At 70.2% G+C, this 18,302-nt stretch carries 12 protein-coding genes and 3 pseudogenes; 3 read left to right on the top strand and 12 right to left on the bottom strand.

The genetic code is table 11. The features are described from left to right. Nucleotides 1–254: 254 nt before the first annotated feature. From OG689_RS40590 to OG689_RS40580, 4 genes and pseudogenes are all read right to left on the bottom strand, one after another. The gene (locus OG689_RS40590; RefSeq protein ID WP_266328048.1) at nucleotides 255–938 is read right to left on the bottom strand and encodes a hypothetical protein; all 684 of its coding nucleotides are present in this window, start codon (nucleotides 936–938) and stop codon (nucleotides 255–257) included. Between the two features lie 1,176 nt (nucleotides 939–2,114). After that, nucleotides 2,115–2,456: pseudogene (locus tag OG689_RS45100) on the bottom strand (ricin-type beta-trefoil lectin domain protein); the annotation flags it as partial. A 634-nt stretch (nucleotides 2,457–3,090) separates the two neighbouring features. Next, on the bottom strand, nucleotides 3,091–3,996 hold the full coding sequence (locus OG689_RS40585) for an acyltransferase domain-containing protein (protein WP_266328046.1): 906 nt from the start codon (nucleotides 3,994–3,996) through the stop codon (nucleotides 3,091–3,093). 93 nt (nucleotides 3,997–4,089) lie between these two features. Continuing rightward, nucleotides 4,090–4,443, bottom strand: coding sequence for a hypothetical protein (locus OG689_RS40580; RefSeq protein WP_266328044.1), 354 nt, complete (start codon nucleotides 4,441–4,443; stop codon nucleotides 4,090–4,092). 582 nt (nucleotides 4,444–5,025) lie between these two features. Between OG689_RS40580 and OG689_RS40575 the strand changes: the two genes are divergently transcribed. Then, a complete protein-coding gene (locus tag OG689_RS40575) occupies nucleotides 5,026–6,153 on the top strand; it encodes an ATP-binding protein (protein ID WP_266328042.1) in 1,128 nt (375 codons plus the stop codon). Continuing rightward, the gene (locus OG689_RS40570) at nucleotides 6,146–9,034 is read left to right on the top strand and encodes a LuxR family transcriptional regulator (protein ID WP_266328040.1); all 2,889 of its coding nucleotides are present in this window, start codon (nucleotides 6,146–6,148) and stop codon (nucleotides 9,032–9,034) included. Before OG689_RS40575 ends, OG689_RS40570 begins: the two co-directional genes overlap by 8 nt. 189 nt (nucleotides 9,035–9,223) lie before the next feature. Here the strand turns inward: OG689_RS40570 and OG689_RS40565 are convergent, their stop codons facing one another. Next, nucleotides 9,224–9,403 (bottom strand): LuxR C-terminal-related transcriptional regulator, encoded by a 180-nt coding sequence (locus OG689_RS40565; protein ID WP_266328038.1) that lies wholly within the window; start codon nucleotides 9,401–9,403, stop codon nucleotides 9,224–9,226. An 858-nt stretch (nucleotides 9,404–10,261) separates the two neighbouring features. Then, the gene (locus OG689_RS40560; protein ID WP_266328375.1) at nucleotides 10,262–10,480 is read right to left on the bottom strand and encodes a transposase family protein; all 219 of its coding nucleotides are present in this window, start codon (nucleotides 10,478–10,480) and stop codon (nucleotides 10,262–10,264) included. A gap of 503 nt (nucleotides 10,481–10,983) precedes the next feature. Between OG689_RS40560 and OG689_RS40555 the strand changes: the two genes are divergently transcribed. Then, nucleotides 10,984–12,171 carry a tyrosinase family protein gene (locus OG689_RS40555; protein ID WP_266328036.1) on the top strand — a complete coding sequence of 396 codons (1,188 nt, stop codon included), beginning with the start codon at nucleotides 10,984–10,986 and terminating at the stop codon, nucleotides 12,169–12,171. A 127-nt stretch (nucleotides 12,172–12,298) separates the two neighbouring features. Here OG689_RS40555 and OG689_RS40550 read toward each other — a convergent pair. The 6 genes and pseudogenes from OG689_RS40550 to OG689_RS40525 all read right to left on the bottom strand — a co-directional run. Further along, nucleotides 12,299–13,424 (bottom strand): annotated as a pseudogene (locus tag OG689_RS40550) (IS30 family transposase); the annotation flags it as partial. Between the two features lie 145 nt (nucleotides 13,425–13,569). Then, nucleotides 13,570–13,946, bottom strand: a pseudogene (locus OG689_RS40545) (transposase); the annotation flags it as partial. A gap of 553 nt (nucleotides 13,947–14,499) precedes the next feature. After that, nucleotides 14,500–16,629, bottom strand: a complete 2,130-nt coding sequence (locus OG689_RS40540) for a FixH family protein (protein WP_266328034.1) — start codon at nucleotides 16,627–16,629, stop codon at nucleotides 14,500–14,502. A gap of 12 nt (nucleotides 16,630–16,641) precedes the next feature. Next, on the bottom strand, nucleotides 16,642–16,881 hold the full coding sequence (locus tag OG689_RS40535; protein ID WP_266328032.1) for a copper chaperone PCu(A)C: 240 nt from the start codon (nucleotides 16,879–16,881) through the stop codon (nucleotides 16,642–16,644). A 26-nt stretch (nucleotides 16,882–16,907) separates the two neighbouring features. Further along, nucleotides 16,908–17,096 (bottom strand): hypothetical protein, encoded by a 189-nt coding sequence (locus OG689_RS40530; protein ID WP_266328030.1) that lies wholly within the window; start codon nucleotides 17,094–17,096, stop codon nucleotides 16,908–16,910. Nucleotides 17,097–17,197: 101 nt separating this feature from the next. Beyond that, nucleotides 17,198–17,929 (bottom strand): YcnI family protein, encoded by a 732-nt coding sequence (locus OG689_RS40525; protein WP_266328028.1) that lies wholly within the window; start codon nucleotides 17,927–17,929, stop codon nucleotides 17,198–17,200. Nucleotides 17,930–18,302: the final 373 nt, after the last annotated feature.

The raw sequence follows: 18,302 nt of genomic DNA, 5'->3' as shown, positions 1-18,302 counted from the left end.
GGGCCCAGAGGTTCGGGTGGTTCCAGAATCGAGGCGACCGCCTGCGGAAACATCCGCCATCACGCCGGTGGCTGATCCCGAACCCTCGCCACACAAGTCCGGGGGCCGGCGGACGGAAGGATGCGCCTTCCGTCCGCCGGCCCCCGAGAATCGCCGGGCGTTCACCTCAACCGGTGGGCAAGACCCCCGGGCGGTCCGTCACCCGGCGGTCGCACCGCCCGGGCCGCCCACGGACGGGACGGGCGGGGAGGTAGTCATCGGACCGCCCCGGAGACGCCGGCCTGGATCTCCACCGTCGGCTCGCCGATCGCCGTGAGGAGACCGGAGCGTGCTTTGGCGTCCCTCTCCTTCAGAACCTCCGCATCGGCGTCTCCCGGTGCCCGGGACAGCCCCTTGGCCTCGGCTGCGGTGAGCTGCCGCAGAAGGACGCGTGCCGGTGCGCCACCTCTGCCGGCCCTGGATGACAGGACCCTGAAGCTGGTCCAAGCGGGGAAGAGGATCTCCTCGCCGCTCTCCTCGGCGAGCAGTACTCCCGTGCGGCGGCCGCTCTCCGACCACACGACGACCTCGACTTCCGAACCTTCGGGTAGCGTCTCCGACCGGACACGGGTGCGCAGCACGTGCTCCGGGGTGAACAGCTGCCCGACGCTCAGCGCGGACACTCCTGCCTCGTCCCGGCTGTACCAGGCGTAGGTCACTCCTCTGAAGGTCGGCAGCATGCGTAGGCCGGATACCACGCATGCGGTCCAGGCTTCGATCTGTGCTGCCTGGGGCTGCTCGGGCCAGTCGTCGCAGACGAATGCCCGCACAGCGGCCAGGTCGCAGACATCGGAGTCCTCCGAGGCGGCGGAGGCGCCGACGGCAGTGGACCTGAGGCCGGGGTTCGTCGCCAGTGTCTGGAGGATGGCCCGGGCATGCACGTCGTAGCGGCGCTGCATGAGCTCCCGGAAGCTCGCGCGGTTCTCTGCAGTGCTCCGGTGTCCGGGCAGTACCGTTGTCGGGGCTGCCAGGGCCCGCTGTGGTGGTACCTCTGCCTCACCGGCGGAGGTGCCCGCAGGTGAGGCTTCGGTCTGGGGCAGAGCCCGAGTCGGGCCGGACTCGGATTCCGCGGGCCCCGGAGTGCCTGGCAAGGCCCCGCCGGGTATCTCGCTGCCGACCTTGGTCGCGATCCCCAGGAGCTGTACGAGTGCTGGGACGGGCTCGGCCGGCGCCGAGGTCTGCGGGCCACGCTTGAGGGGTTCGCCCTTGTCGGCACCGGCAGACCCCGCGACGGTGGACGGGGACGATGCCAGCGGGGCAGGATCCGGTTCTGGCACGGCCGCTGGAGCAGGCACCGGCTCCGGCTCCGCGACCGGGGCAGGCACCGGCTCCGACTCAGCCACCGGGACAGGCGCGGAGCTGGCGGCCGGGCTCCCGGACGTCGCCTCTTCCTCGGTGACCGGAGCATTCGGTTCCGTCGCCGGGGGCAGTCCTGACCCGGCAACTAGGCCCGGTGCCCTGCCCGCGGGGCGGAGCCGTCCGGCCGGGGCAGCCCAGAAGCGGCTCACCGCCATCGTGGATCCGGTTCGCAGGGCACGCCACCGACCGGGCAGACCGGTCGCAAGCCCCGCACTCATCCGTCGCACGGCGGGCAGGTAGCGGGGCATGGCCCGGACCAGTAGCAGAGCCATCACCAGGGCAGCCACGACAAGGATGAGGCCAAGGGAAACGAGAGGCCGTGACCACCTGGTTCTCGCGCCGGAAGCCGTGGTGGCCAGCCCGGGATCGTCACTTGGCGCCGCTCCGGGCGCCGGAACGAACAGTGCCGGGGCGGAGTCCTGTGCCGACGGCGAAGGTGGGGTGCCCGGCTGTTCGCTCGGGACCGGGACCGGGGGCAGCGCCGGCGCCGCGGCCGGGTCCGGGGCCTCGTTCGGGGCCGGGGCCTGCTGCGCGGCCGGGTCCGGGGCCTGGTTCGGGACCGGGACCTGCTTCGGAGCCGAGGTCGGGGCGGAGCGCTGGGTGTTCTGGGCGGCGGCCTGGGAGGACGCCGGCGCCTGTACAGCGCCGGCGGCCGGGGCCGGTGCCGCCGCAGCAGCAGGGGGCTGGGGCGCGGGAGGATAGGCGGTGCAGTCCCACAGTTGGAGGCGAATGCCGTTCACGGATCCGGGGTTCGGATCCTGTAGGCACTTGCCCGCGCTGGCCACGCTCAGGAGTTCTCCGTGGGCGCCGATCTTCCACCGCTGCGAGGCACCTCCGTTGCAGCCCACGAGTTCGAGTTGCGTCCCGTTCGGGCGCTGCCCGCTCAGGGAGTCGAGGCAATACCGTTCTCCGGTGGACGGAGCCCACCAGAAGGACCAGGTGCGGTCACCGTTGTCGATCTGCTTGAACTGTTCGGCGCGCCCGCCGTCGCAGTCCCACCTGACCGCGTGCTTCGTGGAGCCCACGGCTATGCACTTCGCGCTCGCCACGAGGTGCATGAAGACCGTGCTTCCATTGCCTCCTGCGGTGATTCCCAGCGGTTTCCCGTTGTTGCCCAGCACCTGCTGGGCTGGATTGACGTCGGCTGCGGCAGCCTGGTCAGGCCCCGACAGACACAGGAAAGCGGCAACACTGACCGCAACACTGACCGCACTCAGTGCGACCAGCCTCGTGTGCGTCTCTTTTCCAGTCACCTCGGGCCTTCCTTGGGCCTGGGCCGCGCGGGGCCAGGCCACGGCTGATCGGGACGCGTGGGGAGTGATGGCCCATACCTCCCGCAACCCGCACGGGGTGCGCGGCTCCACCCGCGAGTCAGTTGTTCCCGTGGGGAACGCACCCTGCCAAGCCTTCCGACAGAGGCCCCGGAGGAGCAGCCAAGCGGATTCCTTGCACCAGGGATGAGTCAACAGTCAGGCGTCGTGGGGCAATAGGGTCCACGGGCTCATTTCCTCGCCCGTTTCGCCGCAGGTCGCCCTTTCGGCTGTGGCTCCGCGCCCGGAAGCGGGCGCTGTCTGCCGGCGGGTCGTCGGGTACTCGTCGAGCCGGAGTCTTTCCGATGGCGTGAGCAACCTGGGAGTGCGGAGGTGATTGAACCTACCGGGCCGGTCTTTCCCTGTTCACCTTGACGACGTGTCAGTATGACGGAATTCTCACGGGCGATCGGGAGGTGGCGCCCGTCGGACCCGGGCCGATTGATTCGGCGAAGATCTGGCGCAACATTTTCAGTAGAAGCCTCTGGTCGCCGACCGCCGTGTACACCGCCTGCGGGAAGCGGTCGGCGACCCACCTGATGGATTCGTGCCATCTCACCGGTTCCCGCATATGACGGGCGAGGACCTCGGCCGTGATTTCCTGTCGGTACGGGAGCGCCGTGCAGTTGGCGATGACTGGGATGCGGGGCCGTCCGAAGGTCGTACCGCGCAGGGCATCGCGGAATTTCTCGGCGGCGGCGGCGAGCAGCGGGGAGTGGAAGGGCTTTCCCATGGCGATCGGTCTGACGTCGTACGCGCCCGCCCGCAGGAGGATCTCCTCGGCACGCGCGATGTCGGAGGGCCGGCCGGAGAGCACGCTCTGGTAGGGGGTGTTGAGGCTTGTGAACACCAGGCCGTGTAGGCCCGCACTCCGGAGTACGGCTCGGATCTCCTCGGGAGTGAGGCCGAGTACGGCAGCCATGGCACCGTCGGCGTTACCGACGAGTTCGGCCCGCAGGTGCACCAGCCGCAGACCTGTTCCGAAGTCGAGGACGCCTGCTGCTTCCAGGGCGTTGTACTCTCCCAGATCGCGGCCCATCACGATGTCGGGGGTCAGGCCGTCCTCACGGTGGGCGTGGTACTTCATCGCGTTGACCACGAAGGCGGCCACCTGGTTGGACGGGCTGTCGAGCGGGCCTGCGCCGCGGTCGGCGCGGAGCCGGTCCCGAATTGAGTAGCCGAGTATGTCGGCGGCCGCCGAGTCCAGGTCGGGGCAGCGATCGAAGAGGTCTTCGTTCACGTCTTTGCCGTGCGATCCGAATCCGGAGAAGAGAACGACGTTGGTCATGGTGTGTGCTCCTCCGTAGCGGGCCCCCGTCGTGCGGGGTGGCCGGCGCCGGGAAGCCGGACACCGTCACCCTGCACCGCGGTCCCGCGCGAATCATCCGCCATCGCGCCTGATGGCCTTGGCGTCCGACTGCGAGATCCTGCCCCGGCGTTCCTGGAGTGCGCTCTCCACCGCACAGACCCTGTCGCGCATGGCGACCACCCAGTCGCTCTCCCGCTGGTAGACCTCAAGTAGCTCCTGTACGTCCGGTGATGTACGGCTCCCCCGCGTTCGGCGCAGCGCCGCCTGGATGGTGCCCAACTGCGCTTCGAGGTGCAGCCGCACCAGCCGCGCGAGTTCGTCCGGGCGTCGGTGGAAGAGTTGCTCGGACTGCCAGCGTGCCGGGCAGATGTCGAACAGCCATGCTTTCGCCGATTGTTCGAACCCGGGCGCGTCGGGGCGGAGCACGCTCCCGGGCCATTGGGAGCGGCAGGCGATGAGTCTGGCCGTCGAGCCGTACGGGCTCGTTCCGGGCCTGGAGACTGGTGCTGGTGTGAGGTTCCGTTGCATGGGGGACTCCTGGGTCGACACCGAGCGGTATGTGCTGGGGGTGTCGCCGGCTGCCGATGCGGTGTACGCCTGCGGCGGTGCGGCGGTGGCAACGTGTCGCCACCCTGCCCGGGTCCGGCCGGCATCACGCGACTGCCTCTGGAGGCCTTCCCCGGGTGGGTCCGTCGCAGGCTAGTCCGGCTTCCGCCGAGCCCGGTAGGGGCCTGGGCCCGGAGCACCAGTACTCCTGGGCCCCAGCGGCCGTCGATTACGGACAGGTCCCGGCCGAGGACACCGGGTGTCGTCGCGGTGGGCGCACCTACGCAGGACCTCTCCGAACAGGCTCATATCCGAACGCATGTACGAATTTGGGTCTGTAGGCCCGATCCCTGCGCCGTACCTAGGCCGCAGGACCTCAGTAGTGGGTTACGTAGCTTCGACGATGAAGCACCCCCCCTGTGGAAGACAGCATGGCGAGTGTCAGGAAAACCCGTCCCGCCGATGCCGCCAGGAGAATCCGTGACCACTCAGACTCAGGTTCTGTCGCCCCGCAGGCACTCGACCTACGTGGCTCCCCCCACCAGGCAGTACGTCCCGCTCGGGTTCACCGGCCTTCGGATCCCGGGCAAGGGCGACCAATCGATCGGCCGACCCGCACTGATCGGTCGGGGAACGGAATTGGCGCAGCTTCAGGGGGCGGCGGCTTCCCTGGGTGTGGGCCGGGGCAGCGCGATCGCGGTCGAGGGAGTTGCGGGTGTGGGGAAGTCCCTACTCCTCGACGCGTTGGCCTTCGAATGCCGTGGAGCTGGGGTGAGGGTCTTCCGGGGTGCGGCGCTGCCGCTTGAGCAGGGCATTGCTTTGGCGGCGCTGTCGTCCTGCATGGGCGGTCGGTTCACGGAGCGGGCGCTGGCGGCCCTGGGCCGGGGGCAGGGCGCTTCCGGCCAGGTCACAGACCGGATCGCCGGGACGGTCGCGGCGTCCGTGCGTCGAACCGCCGGAGGTGGCCCCGTGGCCATCCTGCTGGACGACGCGCAGTGGGCGGATGCGCAGAGCCTGGATGTACTGACCGCCATGGCAGCTGCCGGGGCACCGCTGCTGGTCGTGGTGGCGACGCGGCAGCACCTGCGCGGGCCCCACTGGACCGGCATCCGGCTGGGCCGGCTCGACGAAGGCTCCGTGGCGCAGCTCGCCCGGGCGACGGCCGGCGCACCGGTACCGCCCGCCCGGCTCGCCCCGGCGGAAGGCATCGCGCGCTACGTCATCGCGCTGGCCGCAGAAGCTGACGAGCCCGACGGCCTCCCGCCGGAGCTCCTCGCAGCACTCCTGCGCGAACTGGACCCGCTGCCCGACCACACCCGCGACCTCCTCGAAGTGATGGCCGTCCTCGGACCCACCGCAGCACTGGACGAACTCGCCACCGCACTCCGCATAACCACCCCGGAAGTCCTCAACGCAGCTGACGAGGCCATCACCCACGGAGTACTGCATCACCACGGAGACGAACTGGCCTTCCGCCACCGCCTCCTGCACCGGGCCCTGCTCCTCGCACTGCCCGCGACCGTACGCACCGCGCTGCGCCTCCAGATCGACAGCACACGAAATACTCGGAGCTGGGAACGACATGGCTGACACGGGCACCACCCTCGAAACGGCTACACGACTGTTCGGCCGCGACCAGGAGCTGGCCGAGCTGGGCAGGCTCCGCGACACCACGCAGGGCGGGTGCGGGCAGTCGGTACTGGTCCAAGGTGAAGCAGGGATCGGGAAGACCGCCCTGTTCGAGACCTTCGCGGCCCAGTGCCGCAGCGCGCACGTCAGGGTGCTATACAGCGCGGCGAACGAACTCGAGCGACGCGTACCGTTCCAGGCCCTCCTTGATTGCCTGTCCTCCTCCGCCGACGACGCCGCACGAGACCAGATCTCCTCACTGCGGGCATCACTGCGGGGCGACGCGGGATCCACCCCCCTCCACCGGGAGTTCACCGTCGCCGAGAACGTCCAGGCCCTCCTGGAGGACTGGTGCGCCGACGGGCCGGTGGTGATGCTGCTGGACGACGCGCAGTGGGCCGACGACTTCAGCCTCGCGGTGCTCGGCCGCCTGCAACGCGCCCTCCACCATCTGCCGGTGCTGCTCGGCCTGACGCTGCCCTCGGCCCGCCGCACTGATCGGCCCGAGATGCTCCAGGGCTTTGAGGACGGCGCTGCGCGGACGCTCCACCTGAGCCCGCTCGGGCAGGAGGATGTCTCCAGGCTGGCCGGCGAGCTGCTGGAGTCCCGGCCCGGCCCCGTCCTGCTGGACCGACTGACCGCCGCCGGAGGAAACCCGCTGTTCGTCATCGAGATGGTGCGCGCCTTCAACACGTACGGCGAGATCCATGCGGCGGGGGACTGCACGGACGTCGACGCGACCACGGACGTCGATTCGGCCGCGGGCGACGCCAGGAACGCCACCACCGGGATTCCCGAGGTCGTGGCGGAGGTGATCCTGCGGAGTCTGGAGGCCTTCCCCCCCAGCGCCAGGGAGGCGCTGAGGACGGCCGCTGTTCTGGGCCCGCGCGTGGACCTGTGGGAACTGTCCCTGATCCTCGGCCAGCCGGTCACCAAAGTGTGGGAGGCGTTCGCCGAAGCGGTGGACGGCGGCGTCCTGGAGAACCGCAGGGACAGCCTTTCGTTCCGGCACGGGGTGGTCCGACAGCTGCTCGTCGCGGGCGTTACACCGTCCGTCCGTTCCGCGCTCCGGCGCCAAGCGGGGCAGGCTCTCGCGGCTGCGGGCGCGCCGCCCGAGCGGGCGGCCGAGTACCTGCTCCGAGGCGGCGGCTCCCTGGCCCCCCAGTCCCTGGCCTGGCTGTCCGCCGTGGTGCACGCATTGGGAATGCGGGCCCCGCTGGTAGCCGCGGAGCTGCTCGAACGAGCGCTGGAGTCGGTGGGCTCCGACGCCACCCTCGCATCGACCTTCCGCGCGGAGCTTGCCGCGGTCCTGCTCCGGCTGGGAGAACCCGGCCGCGCCATGGACCTGGCCCGGACAGCCCTGGCTTCCGGTTGCCTCCCCGTCGAAGAAGCCGAACTGCGCTGGGTGCTGGCCCAGAGCGCCTATCAGCAGCATCACTACGAGACGGCTGTCGAGGAGGCCCGCAAGGCCCTCGAACACGCACCGGACGACGCCCGGTTCGAGGCACTCACCGCGCAGTGCAACCTCGCGCTGCGGCGCTTCGACGACGTCGAGTCGGCAGCACGACGCACGGTGGCGGCGGGCCTGCGGGGCGACCTCTATGTGGCCGCCCACGGGGTGGCCGTGCAAGCACTGAGCAGCCTGGCGAGCCTGCACCCCACTGAGGCGCTGGAGCTCGCGGACCGCGCCGCCACCATGCTCGGCAACCAGCACATACGCCCGGAATTGCCCATCGCACCGCACTTCATCCGGGGCCTCGCACTCATCGAGTTGGACCGCGTCGACGAGGCCCACCAGGCCTTCGATCGGGGACTGCGCCACACCGGACCCGGCGGCTGCCCCCTGCTGACCTGGTACCACCTGGGCAAGGCTCGCCTGGGATTCATCGAGGGCCGCTGGGACGACGCCCTCGCCGAGGTCAACGCGGGCCGGGAGACCGTGGATCCGCTCGGCATGGGCGGGGCACTGAGCAGCCAGGCCGCTCTGATCGCGGTCCACCGGGGTGACCCGGGGACGTACGCCGAGCTCATGGAGCATCCCGATGACAGCATCGGCGGCAGCTACTACGAGTTCCTGCGCCGCTGGGCACGGGCTCTTACCTGGGAGGCGCAAGGGAAGCCCGAGAAGGCGCTCGACCTGCTCTTCGAGATGTGGCAGTCCGGTGCCGGGGGTGTGGGACAGCCGTTCCTGTACCGGCTGTGCGCCGACGCCCTCCGGCTGGCGGCGGATCTGGAGGACACCGACCGGCTTCGAAGACTCACGGCCGTGCTGACGGCCGGAGCCGGCACCCGACCCTCGAATGCCCGCGGAACGGCCCTGCTCGGTGTGGGTCTGCTCCGTGGGGAGGCGGACGTTCTCCGGGATTCGGCCGACTGCTTCCGCACCACCGGCCATGTCCTCAACGAGGCCTACGCCTTCGAGTGCGCAGCACGGGTCCTGGGCCGCCGGGGCGAGGCCGGGCCCGCACGCCAGACCCTCCACCGGGCCCTGGAGCTGTACGAGCGGCTCGACGCCCGATGGGACGCGCTCCGCGCCGAGGAGGCGCTCGCCGCGCTCGGCATCCGTTCCAGGCGACGCGTCGAGGAGCAGCCCCGCACGGGTTGGCCGGCGCTCACCGAGACCGAGCGCACCATCGTCCGACACGTGGCCGACGGCCGCTCGAATCCGGACATCGGCACGCGGATGTACCTCTCACCGAGGACCGTTCAGTTCCATCTGTCCGCCGTCTTCGCCAAACTCGGCGTCGCGTCGAGAGTCGAGCTGGCTGTGCAGGCCCACCGCCGGCCCGCAAACGAAATGGCACAGGACGCCAAGGTCGCGGCGGAACTTCTGCCGAAGTAGCGGCCGGGTTCTTTCTCCCCGCGACTCCCGGGTGTCCGGCGCGGGCAGCACGGCGCAGCCGGTTCACATCGCAATCGTGGCCGAGGACGGACAGCGGGTCCGGACCGTGGAGAAGCAGGCCGTCGACGCAGGCCGCCATGAGGTCTACGGCGACGGCCACCGGCCCGGCATCCACGATGTCCGCTCGGACTACCGATGTCCGGTGACCCAGACGGCCACCTGTGACCGGGAGGTGCAGTCGAGTTTGGTGAGAATGTCGGCGACGTGAGTCTCGGCAGTGCGCTGGGTGATCACCAGCCGTTCGGCGGTCTCCTTGTTGGACAGCCCTTCGGCGAGCAGCTTGGCTATCTGCCATTCCCGCTGGGTCAACGCGCCGGTTCCTCCCCCTCCGACTGCGTGGCGCCGGTATCGGTCTCCTCCCCCAGGGCATAGGCGACAGCCTGATCCTGGGAGAGCTGCGCACTGATGGGTCAGCCGGTCAGGGCTGTTTCAAAGTCCTGCTGATCGTGTAAATGACCTGGTCAGGGGATGTGCGGGCAGGTCGAGCGGCCGGGTAGACGGCTTGTAGGGGGCGTGGCGGAGGCCAGCGGCGATGCTGGTGTGGCGGTGTCGGCGGAGGGTGATTGCCCAGGTTGCGCGGGGTGGCCATGTTCTCGGGGCCGCGTCTGTGCGTATCTTCGTGGGGGTACCTCCCGGCTGGAGGCTGGGGGAGCGGCCTCGCGGAAATCGGTGTCGCGGACGGGTGCAGCCGGTTCTCGATGGTCCACTGTGAGCGGGCGAGCGCCCCGATCCGGTGAGGCCTGGTGGTGGGTCAGGTCGGTGATGGCGTAGACGGTCTGCCGGGTGAGGCGGCCGGTCTTGGAGTCGGTGCGGTAGCGGGTGATCTTCGCGGCCTGGACGGTGTACGGGAAGTCGAGGCCGAGGTCGGTCGGTCAGCACGTGCGTGGCCCGGGTCTCGCGGCGGCCGTGCCCACGTCCGCGCTGGTAGTGACGGGCGGTCACCCGGCAGCAGGGCAGCGACCGCAGCGGGCATGCAGGACGGGCTGGTTCGCCTTCGCCATCAGCAGGTAGTGCGCCTTCTTCTCCTCGACCAGGAACCGGGCGTGGCCACGCCCGGGTGTGAGGTGGCGTCTCGTCGGGCGGACTTGCCGTCCACCGGGAGCGACTCGGCCCCGGTCGGATCATCGCCTGTCAGCTCGGCAAGGCCACCGGGGCACACCGCGCCGATCACCCTGCGGATCGTGGCCGCGCTCGGGGCGACCGCACCCCGAGCAGGCCCACTGTCCGGGCGTCGAGTCGGGTGAGGGCGTGCTGGGGCGCGGCCGCCGCCCACTGCCCGATCGCCCGGAAGGAGCGGGCGCCGGCCAGGACCGCCGAAGCAGCGACCAGCAGCACACCCGGCAACGGGTGACGCCGTCCGCGCCGATCGCGCGGATCGGGCAGCACCGCAAGCCTGTCCACCAGCCCGACACCACCGTCGGGTTGACGGACAGGCTACTTGACGAGACAGACGATGGCAGACCGGCGGCACATCGAGGCTCCGGTTCAGGGCGACTGGCAAGGTCATACCTTCAACCGGAGTCTCGATGCACGCGCAACGGCCCGAGGCCCCTCCTTCACGCGCCCGTGACCTGCACGTTCACCTGATCGCCGGGACTTTGAAACAGCCCTGCCCTCAACCAGACCCTATCAAGTTACGCCAGCTTTACAGGTCGCCATCACTGGGCGTAACCCGATCGCATTGGGTCCAGGGGCCCAACTAATTCACCGCGCGCCCCCGACTTCTTGACGTTCTTCGTCTGCGGAGCGCTCAATGTCACCACGCAGCCGCTGCAAACCGGTCGCCTGACACCCACTGTCACCTCCCGCCGCATCTCGGGGAACCTCACGCTGATTGCATTCGAGGAACTGGAGCATGCCGTGAAAATGCCCACGAAACGGAGCCATCAATGTCAATGAGACGTGCGTTTCCTGAACTCACACAAGCGCGCCGACGTCTGCTGCTCTTGGCCGCTTCGGTTGCGCTGATCGCTGGCTCCGCATTGCCCGCGTCCGGACCCGCGTCGGCGAGCGAGGGCCCGTCGTCGTTCGACCTTTCCGGGAAGGGCGTTCTTGTGCGCAAGAATGCAAAGGACCTGTCGGCCAAGGAAAAGAAGGATTTCGTCGATGCGCTGTTGAAATTGAAGGCAACTCCATCCCCCTACGACTCAAATCTGAGCTACTACGATCAGTTCGTAGCGTGGCACAGATCGCTCATGACCTGCGATCCCAGCGATCCCATGATGGCAATGCCCATGATGATGGGTCACTCCGGGCCCATCTTCCTTCCGTGGCACCGCCTCTACCTAAGGCTCTTCGAGCGCGCCCTGGACCAGGTCAGCGGCAAGTCCATCTCCGTGCCTTACTGGGACTGGACCGATCCTGCCAGCACGGCTGCCGTGTTCTCACCCGATCTGATGGGCGGGAACGGTGACCCGAGTAAGGGCTTCGCAGTCACCACCGGACCCTTCCGGCAGGGCCAGTGGAAATTGAACATCAATCCGATGGGCCAGGAAACTGAGTCGGCTACCGAATACATCACGCGTAACATGGGAGCGGCTCCTTTCACGAGCTTGCCGACAGCGGCCGACGTGAACGCAGCCCTGGCAGCTCCACGCTACGACGCCGCACCCTACAACACTGACAGCGATACAAGTGTGAGCTTCCGCAACGCCCTTGAAGGGTGGTCTCCGGGCGGAGTAACCAAGACGAGCTGCTCGGCGGACGGCGTGATGGAGCAGGAGTTCGATCTGAGTATTCCTCCAAAGATGCACAACTCTGCGCATACCTGGGCTGGGGGTCTCCTCGGGTTCACCGCAGATGGGCAGCTGCTCAAGGGAACCATGATGCAGATATCCGTCTCGCCCAACGACCCGGTCTTCTTCCTCAACCACGCCAACGTCGACCGGCTGTGGGATAAGTGGCAGGGCACCCACTGCGGAAGCACTTATGAACCGGCTTCAGGATACCCGATGAATTCGGCGGGCGACATCCTGCAGCCCTTCGATAAGGCCGGAATCAAGGCCTCGCCGAGCATGCTCGAGGCTATCCGAACACTCGGTTACCGCTACAGTGGCGGCAGCGAGCAGTGCGAGTAGACCTCCCAACCGGCGGAAAGCCAGGCGCACCCGTGTGTACTCACTGACCTCGATCTTTCGTGACGGTCCGTCGGTTGAGGCGAATTCGAGGGGCAACACTGGGTCGGTTGATCAGGCCGCGAGTAGACAGGCGCTCGGCTGGGGTTTCCCGGTCGAGCGTCTTGCGTGGGCGGCTGTTGAGTTCGGCAGCGACGGCGTCCAGCTCGTGGCGGGTGTGTCCGGACAGGTCGGTGTCCTTGGGGAAGTACTGCCGGAGCAGGCCGTTGGTGTTCTCATCGGAGCCTCGCTGCCACGGGTTCGCCGGGTTAGAAGTAGACGGGGCATCGGTGGCGATGGTGAACGCACGGTGGGTGGCCATCTCCGAGCCCTGGTCCCAGGTGAAGACGCTCCCGCCGCACGTGCGGCGGGAGCGTCTTCATGATGTCGATGAGAGCGTTGCGGGTTTGGGCTGCGCTGTGGCCGGCGGGAAGATGCAGCGGCATCGCGCGGTCGGCGGCCTCTGCGGGCCGCTCGCCGATCATGGCCATGTCCCGGACGGCGCGGGGCAGGCGCTTGTTTGCCGTGCGGTGGCGGCGGCGGGCGCGGCCTGTCCGCAGTGCCCGGGTCAGCTCCCGCAGGAGGTCTCCACGGCCCTGGGCGTAGAGGGCCTGGTAGACCGTCTTGTGGGTCACGTGCATGTCCGGCCGGTCGGGAAACCGTAGGCGAAGAATGTGGCAGATCTGCTCTGGGCTCCACCGCAAGGTCAGGTGGTCCTGGATGAAGTCCCGTAGTTCGCTGTTCTGGCCGATCTTGCCGGGCTTGGGGCGAGGCCGGCGGGCGGGCAGCGCGGGCCTGGGCGGCAGGGGGTCGGTAGTGGGCGTTGACCGGATGTCGATTGCGGCGGATCTCGCGGCTGATCGTGGAGGGGCTTCGTCCCAATTCGGCAGCGTGGCGCGGACCGTGGCCTTCTCTCGCAGCCGGTCGGCCATGTGGATGCGGTCGGCCTCGCGGAGATACCTGGATGCGCCGGCCAGGGGAGTCGCCGAAGGCTTCGGTGACTCCCCTGACGTGTCGATCGGCAGTGCCGCGACGGTGCCGCCTGACGCGTTGCGTCCGTTGCGCCACCTCCGGCCCGTCCGCGGGTCGACTCCCACGATCGGGGCCGCCTCCTTGTACTCCACGCCCTGTTGCACGAGCTGAAGGTAGATCCGCCGCTCCAACGTGAGGGCACGTGCCCCCGGGTTGACCGAGCGATCGCGAATCTCGAAGTCCATCGCATCCCCTGAGCTGGGGTGTTGAGAGGACCACTGGCACTCAAGTATTCCGGCGGGCCGTTTCGGCTTGTCGGGGAGGTGGTGGCCCGGCTGTCGCGTCGGGTGGGCGCCGGGTTCCACGGCTCCGGAGATGGTCGGCTGCTCGTCAGGGTGGGTCGTTCGCTGGTCGGCCGGGGTCTGGCAGAGCATGCAGGCGTTCCAACGCGCCAGTGATCACGTCGGTCCAGCCCCAGTGGCGGGCCAGGCGGAGGTGGTGACGGCGGCCGGTGATGACGAGCTGGGCGGCGCCGGAGAACAGCCGTAGCCGCATGCGCTTGGGCTCCCACCGACGGGCGGACCCTGTCAGGGCGAGCATGGGCATCCAGGCGAGCAGGTCCAGCGCGATCTGGACGATCTCCAGCCGGCCTTGGTTCTGGGCGGCGTCGTGGTGGGGCAGGTTGCGCAGGCCGGTGTCGCGGCGGCGCGGATGTGGTCCTCGGCGCAGGCGCGCTGGCGGTGCCGCAGCTCCAGCCGGGCGATCGGGGTGAGGTGTCCCCAAGGCCGGGATTAACGGAGTTGTGCTGATGTCAAGGGGGGTGAGGTCCAGGTCGTGGCTGCGTAGAGACCGGGGCCGATCTTGTGGATGAGATGAGCCCAGTGTCGGCCCACCGGGAGAGCTGCCGGTACTGGTGTCCAGCCGGATGTCGCCGAAGCGGGCTGCGATCTCTGCGGCTCTCCACAGCCGGGTCGGGTCGTCCTGCAGTAGGGCGAGAATGCGATGCCGTCGACGTTGGTCAGGGACGGTGTGCCGGTCGTCGCGGGAGACCCTGGGCAGAGCCGGCTGTTCGGAGCCGGGTTCGAGGACAGTGACGGTGAAATCGGTGATGGTGCGGCTGCGATCAGGGCGGCCGTCGTGGCGGCGCTCGCTGTAGCGGGACATCGGGGACTTGACCTTGCGGGTGCTGAGCCGGCCCCGCCGCGCTCGGCAGGCCGCCGGGGCCGCCTGATCCCGGGGAGTCGGATCCTGCGGTACCGGATCGCGGATTGCCGGATCCGGCGGGCGGGGAGCCGGTGTCGGTCGTGCTGGTCATGGTGCTCAGCCGATCTTCAGGGACTTGGTCTCGGTGGCCTGGTCGATGTCGGAGGAGCGGACCGCCACCGACACCACCCAGTTGCCGGCCAGCGGCAGCTGCGCGGTGCCCGTCCAGCGTCCGGTGCCCTCCGCGGTGAGGGCGACCGGCAGCGGCCCGAGGTCGCGGTCCGGCAGGGTGAAGGCGAGCTGCACCTCGGGCACCTCGACCGGCCGGCCGTCCGGGCCGTCCAGCTTGAGGTGCACCTCGTTGGCCCCGGCCCTGGCCGGGTTGAGGGTGACGGTGGCGGTGCCCTTGGCGTTGGCGGTCCGGCCACCGGTGTCGTAGGGCAGCTTCAGCTCCATGGTCTGCCCGGGCACGGTCTGCGGCGCCTGCGCCCCACCGGCGGCGCCGCCCGCCGGGGCGGACGCGGCGGGCCGTTCCGCGACGGCCGCGACGGCCTGGGCACCCCGGCCGGGCGGGGAGTTGGTGAGCATCGTGGTGACCACCAGGACGGCGACCGCCACCCCGGCCTCGACCAGGACGGAGCGCCGCAGGCCGGCCTTGGCCGGGGTGAACCCCGGTTCCCGGTCGGCCTTGCGCTCGGCCGCCTGCTGGCGCTCCAGCTGCGCCCGGTGGTCCGGATCCGCCGCCTCGCCCGCGCCGCCGCTCCCGGTGCCGGCGGCCACCAGCTCCCGCGCCTCCTGCACGGTCGTCCCGCCCGCCTCGTCGACCCGCCGGGCCACCGGGGTGTGCTCGGCGTCGGCGGCGACCTCCCGGCCCTCGTCGGCTGCGCGCAGCCGGGCCACCCAGGAGCGTGAGATCCAGGCCACCCCGAGCATCGCGCCCACGCAGCCGACCTTGATCAGCAGCAGCCGGCCGTACTCGGTGTCGACCAGCGCGCTCCAGCTGCCCAGCCCGCGCCAGGACTGGTAGACCCCGGTCACCGTGAGCGCCGCCACCGAACCGAAGGCGATCTTCGAGAAGCGGTCGGCGGTCTCCGCGCCGAGGCCGTGCCGCAGCCCGACCAGCAGGGTGGCCAGGCCGCCCAGCCACAGGGCCATCGCGATCAGGTGCAGGATGCCGAACGGCAGGGCCAGCCAGACCTGGATGCCCACCGAGGCGTGGTCGGCGCCGACCCAGGTGGCGCTGAGCGCGACCGCCAGCAGCAGCCCGGCCACCCCGAGACCGATCCGGGCCTCACGCTGCGGTCGCTCGGCGGCCCGCTCCTCCAGCCGGCGCAGCTCGTCCTCGTCGGCGTCCTCGTCGGTGTCGGTGCCGGTGCCGGTGCCGGTGCCAGTGTCGCTGCCGGTCGCCGTGCGCGTGTCCGGGTCCGTCCCGCCGTCGGCCTTCGCCGGCACCGGGCCGCCGAGCTGGCCGACCAGCAGGGAGAGGAAGACGCCGGCGGTGGCCAGCAGCAGCAGCCGGGCGGCCAGCGCGGTGCCGATCCGCTCGTCCAGGGTGGTGCGCACCAGTGAGAGGTCGAAGGCCTGCCCGAGGCCCGAGCCGCGCTCGTACGGCCCGCGCAGCAGCAGGACCGCGATGGTGGACAGCAGCAGCGCGACCCAGCCGGTCATCAGCAGCCGCTGCACCGTGCGCACCGCCGCGCCGGCCGGCCAGCAGAGCAGGACGAAGCCGGCGGCGCCCATCAGCAGCGCGAAGGCGCCGTACGCGACGGTACGGCCGGTGCCGTAGAGAGCGGCGACCAGGCTGTCGGCCTTGGCCTGCTGCAGGGCGGTGGTGGACACCGAGGTGTCCGAGGGGGCGCCGATGGAGAAGGTGAAGGCGCCGCCCACCGGGTGCGAGTCGTCCGACACGGCGCGCCAGGCGACGGTGTAGGTGCCGCCGGCGAGCCCGCTGTTCAGGCCGACCCGGGCGGTGTTCTCGCGGCCGTCGGCGTGCCCGGGGTTGCCGGAGTCGACGGGCCGGCCGGCCGGGTCCAGGACGCGGACCGAGTCGCCGGAGAGCGAGACGCTCTCGCTGAAGGTCAGCGTGACGAAGCTCGGCGCGGTGGCGACCACCGAGTTCTGCGCCGGGTCGGTGGACTGCAGTGTGGCGTGGGCGGAGGCGGGCCCGGCGCCGGCGACCATCAGCGCGAGCAGCGCGCCGAGAATCCCGAGCAGTCCGGTGAGCCTGCGGTGGCTGGCCTTCGGCATCTGGCGAATCCCCTAGTTTCCTGAGTCCTGCTGGCCGGGCCGGTAGGTGAGCGGCTTGACCGGCACCCGGACGGCGATGGTGCCGGACCTGGCGAAGGTCAGGTCGAGTTCGATCACGTCACCGAGGGCGGGCTGCTTCGACCACCCCATGATCATCAGGTGCGTCCCGCCCCGGGCGAGCTCCAGGGCGCCGCCGGCCGGGACGGCCAGCGGTCCGGCGCTCTCCATCGAGGTCTCCGTCGAACGGTGCATGGTGACCGAGGATGCCCCGGGACTGCTCACCTTGACCAGCTCGTCCTCCCCGCCAGCACCAGTGCGGGCTTGTCGAAGTGCTTGCCGAGCACGGTCCCCTCGTACGGGGAGTTCTTGGCCTTGGAGACCTTCGCCAGGCCGGCGGCGGCCGCGCCGAGTAGGTGCGGTGCGGTGCGGCGGGCTGCGCCGGTATGGGTGGCGGGGGTACGGGGCATTGCGGGGTTCCGATCGTGCGCGCTGGTCTCACTGGCCGGGCCGTACGAGGTGGGTACGGCCCGGCCGACGCGGGGACCTCCCGGCCGGGGCCGGGGGAGGGTCAGGAGGCGGCGCTGTCGCCCTTGCGGCGCAGGCCGAGGAGGCCGACGCCGGCGCCGATCACGCCGACGACGATGCCGACCACGCCGAGCAACCGGGCGGTGGAGTCGCTGCTCTTGGCGATGGCCTGCGAAGTGGTGGCCTCGGCGTCGGCGTGATCGGCGCCGGGCGAGGCGCCAGCGGCCGCGGCGGCCTTGGCCAGGGCGAGCACCGGGGCGGGCTTGGCGGGCTCGGGCTGGCCTTCCTTGGCCTCGTCGATCCAGCGGACGACCTCGCCGTTGTCGTAGCTCTGCAGCGCCTTGAAGGTCAGGCTCTCGGTGTCGGTCGGGAGCGGGCCGAGCGAGACCCGGAACTCCTGGAACTGCCCGGCGGCGATCTTGGTGCCGGCGTCGGCGGTCCAGGTGATCTTCGAGACGGCCTCGTTGACGTCGCTGCCGTGCACCTTGATCGGCTTGTCGAGCTTGGACTTCTCCAGCGTGGCGGTCCAGCCGGGCAGCGGCAGCGTGCGGACCGAGGCCAGCGGGTGGTCCATCGGCAGGTTGACCTCGAGCTTCACCGTGCTCGCGGTGTCGCTCTCGTTCGGCACCCGGAAGTCCACCGCGGTGTAGGCGCCCTGCTGGGCGTTGCCGGGCTGCACGGTGACATGGGCGAAGGCCGGACCGGCCAGGGCTACGACACCGGCGGTGGTGGCGAGGGCGATACCGGCGATGCGACGGGGAGGAGTGGAACGCATGGCGTCTCCGATCGGAGGAGGGCGGGCCGCGAACGGGCACGGGGGCTCCCGTGCCACGGGCGGACCGCGCCGTGGGGTGGGCCGGACAGCCGTACCGCTCTAAGCGGCCGTTCGGTCGACCCTTTCGTGGGGGCGGAGAGTTCCACCGGTTGACAACGTCGTACGGTTCCCGACCTCACCTCGGGCCCCATAACGCTCGGGTTCCCAGGCTTCGGACCGGAGGCTGTCCAATGTAGGGAGCCGACAGAGCGAAACGTAAGGAGAGACCGGCAGGAAGCACCGGAATCGGGCCCATGGACCCATGCCCGCAGCGTCCCTTCGGAAGTCACCGCCACAGCGGAGATTGCGCCCTGTCAGGGCCGACGACGGGGCG

The organism is Kitasatospora sp. NBC_00240, assembly GCF_026342405.1.
Classification (GTDB): Bacteria; Actinomycetota; Actinomycetes; order Streptomycetales; family Streptomycetaceae; genus Kitasatospora.
Note: the sequence above shows the minus strand (reverse complement) of the source record. Positions and strands in the feature narration are given on the sequence as shown.